General features: G+C 71.0%; 5 protein-coding genes. 3 read left to right on the top strand and 2 right to left on the bottom strand.

Translation table 11 applies throughout. The features are described from left to right. Nucleotides 1–140: 140 nt before the first annotated feature. A complete protein-coding gene (locus CCN39_RS27460; RefSeq protein WP_086846691.1) occupies nt 141–464 on the top strand; it encodes a hypothetical protein in 324 nt (107 codons plus the stop codon). A gap of 70 nt (nt 465–534) precedes the next feature. On the opposite strand, the gene CCN39_RS27455 is transcribed toward CCN39_RS27460, so the two are convergent. Further along, nucleotides 535–1,521 (bottom strand): malate dehydrogenase, encoded by a 987-nt coding sequence (locus CCN39_RS27455; RefSeq protein ID WP_086846689.1) that lies wholly within the window; start codon nt 1,519–1,521, stop codon nt 535–537. 103 nt (nt 1,522–1,624) lie between these two features. Beyond that, on the bottom strand, nt 1,625–2,056 hold the full coding sequence (locus CCN39_RS27450) for a MarR family winged helix-turn-helix transcriptional regulator (RefSeq protein ID WP_167455193.1): 432 nt from the start codon (nt 2,054–2,056) through the stop codon (nt 1,625–1,627). 95 nt (nt 2,057–2,151) lie between these two features. Here CCN39_RS27450 and CCN39_RS27445 point away from each other — a divergent pair, with 95 nt between their 5' ends. After that, complete coding sequence (locus CCN39_RS27445) at nt 2,152–2,550, top strand: nuclear transport factor 2 family protein (protein WP_086846687.1); 399 nt, start codon at nt 2,152–2,154, stop codon at nt 2,548–2,550. A gap of 5 nt (nt 2,551–2,555) precedes the next feature. Further along, nucleotides 2,556–3,271: TIGR03560 family F420-dependent LLM class oxidoreductase (locus tag CCN39_RS27440; RefSeq protein WP_167455194.1), on the top strand; the 716-nt coding region annotated here is incomplete at its 3' end.

Raw genomic sequence — 3,271 nt, 5'->3', positions numbered from 1 at the left:
GTGTTCGCTTCAGGCGATGGGGAGGGTCTGTTCCGCGGTTCGCGGAAACCGGGGTGTCCTCGTCACTTGGGTGGATGTGGGGGCGGGGGTGCGGAGCTAGCGTCGGGCGTGCTCGAGTCGGCCCCAACGTGAGGACAGCGATGAACAGGATCGAAGAAGCCGCCGGTGTGCAGGCCGGCACGCTCGTTCGCTTGCAGGTGGAGCTGCCGGTGGTGCCGGTGAGCTGTGCGGCCGCCACGGCGGCTGCGGCGGCGAAGGTGACTGCGCACGCCGGTGCGCGGGCGTTCGGGAGGGCGGCCGGGTTCGGGTTGGCGTTCATCGCCGCGACGGCTGCGGCTTACGGTGCGGGGGTGGCCGGTGGTTACGCCGAGCCGCGGGAGGATCTCACCGGTACCGGCGGTGTGCAGGGTGGTCTGAGTGCCGAGGCGTTGCTGCAGGCGCGTTCGGACCTGCTGGCGGCCTGAGCGTCTCGGTACGCGAAAAGGGCCGCCGTCACCGAGGTGACGGCGGCCCTTTTGTGCGGGTGGCTCAGTTTCAGATGAGGCCGAGCTTCTGCACGGTGTCGCGTTCTTCGACGAGCTCGGCGACGGAGGCGTCGATGCGGGCGCGGGAGAAGTCGTCGATCTCGAGGCCCTGGACGATCTTGTACTGGCCGTTCTCGGCGGTGACCGGGAAGGACGAGATGAGGCCTTCGGGGACGCCGTAGGAGCCGTCGGAGGCGACGGCGGCGGAGGTCCAGTCGCCAGCCGGGGTGCCGTTGACCCAGGTGTAGACGTGGTCGATGGCGGCGGAGGCGGCCGAGGCGGCGGAGGAGAGGCCGCGGGCTTCGATGATGGCCGCGCCGCGCTTGGCGACGGTGGGGATGAAGTCGCTTTCGAGCCAGGCCTGGTCGACGGCGTCGGCGATGCTCTTGCCGCCGAATTCGGCGTGCTGGACCGAGGGGTACTGGGTGGCGGAGTGGTTGCCCCAGATGGCGACCTTCTTGAGTTCGGTCACCGGGACGCCGAGCTTCTTGGCGAGCTGGGCGAGGGCGCGGTTGTGGTCGAGGCGGGTCATCGCGGTGAAGCGGTCGGCGGGCACGTCGGGGGCGTGCGAGCGGGCGATGAGGGCGTTGGTGTTGGCGGGGTTGCCGACGACGAGGACCTTGATGTCGTCGGCGGCGCCGGCGTTGATGGCTTCGCCCTGGGGCTTGAAGATGCCGCCGTTGGCTTCGAGGAGGTCGCCGCGCTCCATGCCCTTGCTGCGGGGGCGGGCGCCGACGAGGAGGGCGATGTTGGTGCCTTCGAAGGCCTGCTTGGGGTCGTCGAAGATGTCGGTGCCGGCGAGGAGCGGGAACGCGCCGTCTTCGAGCTCCATCGCGGTGCCCTCGGCCGCCTTGACCGCCTGCGGGATCTCGAGGAGCCGCAGCTTCACCGGGACGTCCTGGCCGAGGAGCTGACCGGACGCGATGCGGAAGAGCAGCGCGTAGCCGATCTGGCCGGCGGCGCCGGTGACGGTCACGTTGACTGGGGCTTGGGTCATTGCGGTTCTCCAGCTTGAGACGACTTTGGCTAGTGCTGTGGAGCCTATCCCTCCTGGGCGTCGCGGGTCGGGTGCGTCCAGTCACTGTTGTGAGGATCGCTTTTCAGTGGTCGGTGACGTTGCGGGCGAGGCGGGTGAGGAGGTCGGCGAGCTGGGCGATTTCGGTGTCGGTGAAGCCTTGGCGCATGCGCTGGTCGTGGGCGATGGCGGCGGTGGCGAGGCGGTGGAAGAGCCGTTCGCCGTCGTCGGTGAGTTCGACGAGGTGGACGCGCCGGTTGGCGGGGTCGCGGCGGCGGGTGACGAGGCCGGCGGTTTCCATGCTGTTGAGGTGGTGGGTGAGGGTGGCGCCCTGGATGCCGACGGTGTCGGCGAGTTCGCGTTGGTTGGCGGCGGGGGTGGTTTTGAGGGAGATGAGGATCTGCCAGACGGGCTGGGAGCCGCCTTCGGTGGCGAGGGCCTGGTCGAAGGCGCGGGCGGCGGTTTTGGCGGTGCGGGCGAGGACGACGCCGATGGGGGCGGTGGTGGGTGGTGGCACGGGCGGAACTCTAGCGCAGATGCCGAGAAGTCTAAGCGTTTGACATCTAATGGTTAGACTTCTAACGTTGAGGCATCGAACGGAAGGGGAACGCGATGAGCACCGAGGAGCAGGTCCGCGAGTTCGGCCGCGTGTGGGCGGCGGCGGAGGAACGCGGCGACACCTCCACGTTGGCGGGGCTGGCGACCGAAGGGTTCCGCCTGGTCGGGCCGCTGGGGTTCGTGCTGGACCGTGACCAGTGGCTGGCGCGCTACGACGGCGGCGGGCTGGTGACGGAGAAGCTGGACTGGGCGGAGGTCGAGGTCCGGGAGTTCGGCGACGCGGCGATCGCGATCGGCGTGCACGAGCAGGTGGCGACGCACCAGGGGAACCCGGCGAACGGCCGGTTCCGCGCGACGCACGTGCTGGTGCGTGACGGCGACCGGTGGCGGCTGGCCGGGATTCACCTGAGCCCGATCGGCGCGCCGTTCGTCCCGGGTGGTGGCCGGCGGTGACCCGCCTGCGCTTGAGCATCGGGGTCACGGACTTCTCGTGGCCGGACAAGCTGACCGACGAGCTCGCCGCCGTCGCGGTGGCGGCCGAGGACGCCGGGCTGGACACGCTGTGGGTTGCCGATCACCTCCTGCAGGCCGACCCGCACAGCTCCGCGGACTCGGCGATGCTGGAGGCCTACACGACGCTGGGCTTCCTGGCCGGCCGGACGAGCCGGGTCGGGCTGGGCACCATGGTCTCGGCTGTCACGTTCCGGCCGCCGGCGCTGCTGGTCAAGGCCGTCACCACGCTGGACGTCCTGTCCGGTGGGCGGGCGCGGTTCGGGATCGGGGCCGGCCACCACGACGGGGAGGCGCGGGCAATGGGCTTGCCGTTCCCGCCGGTCGGCGAGCGGTTCGCGCGGGTGGAGGAGACCGTGCGGCTGGCGCTGCGGATGTGGGCGGGCGACGAGTCGCCGTTCGAAGGCGAGCACTACCGGCTGGAGCGGCCGATCGGGAACCCGCGGCCCGTGCGGCGGCCGCCGATCCTCGTCGGCGGGGCGGGTGAGCGGCGGACGCTGCGGCTGGTCGCCCGGTACGCCGACGCGTGCAACGTCTTCGACGTCCCGGACGGCGGGCAGACCGTGCGGCACAAGCTCGCGGTCCTGCGGCGGCACTGCGACGAGGCCGGGCGGCCGTACGGGGAGATCGAGAAGACGATCAGCACCCGGCTGGCGCCCGGTGA

The sequence above is a fragment of the Amycolatopsis kentuckyensis genome, from assembly GCF_002155975.1.
GTDB classification, from domain to species: domain Bacteria; phylum Actinomycetota; class Actinomycetes; order Mycobacteriales; family Pseudonocardiaceae; genus Amycolatopsis; species Amycolatopsis kentuckyensis.
Note: the sequence above shows the minus strand (reverse complement) of the source record. Positions and strands in the feature narration are given on the sequence as shown.

What these genes read in the sequence shown, in the direction of transcription:
- CCN39_RS27460 (WP_086846691.1), top strand. Translation starts at nt 141, where the DNA reads ATGAACAGGATCGAAGAAGCCGCCGGTGTGCAGGCCGGCACGCTCGTT.
- CCN39_RS27455 (WP_086846689.1), bottom strand. Translation starts at nt 1,521, where the DNA reads ATGACCCAAGCCCCAGTCAACGTGACCGTCACCGGCGCCGCCGGCCAG.
- CCN39_RS27445 (WP_086846687.1), top strand. Translation starts at nt 2,152, where the DNA reads ATGAGCACCGAGGAGCAGGTCCGCGAGTTCGGCCGCGTGTGGGCGGCG.